The following is a 213-nucleotide window of genomic DNA, read 5'->3' on the forward strand; positions in this document are numbered from 1 at the left end:
CCAATTGTTCAGCGCTACACCGATTATAGGCTTATTTTAATTCTTTTATTAATAAATGTGTATAATTTCGGGCACCATGTAATACGTCGAGTAACGGGGTACCAGAATGAGGAAAATTCTCTAAACGGCTCAAGGCGTGCATAATACTTTCAAGTATACTATCTGCAGCGCTTGGATTATCTACCATAATATAATCAAATATCTCGTCTAGGT

General features: G+C 36.6%; 1 protein-coding gene. It reads right to left on the bottom strand.

Going from position 1 to position 213, the window contains the following annotated elements; genetic code table 11:
* Positions 1 to 31 precede the first annotated feature (31 nt).
* The coding region (locus JDF658_RS13605) for a type II toxin-antitoxin system RelE/ParE family toxin (protein ID WP_143312024.1) at positions 32 to 213 on the bottom strand (182 nt) is incomplete at its 5' end.

Origin of the sequence: Carboxydocella sp. JDF658, from assembly GCF_002049395.1 — a bacterium.
Taxonomy (GTDB): Bacteria; Bacillota.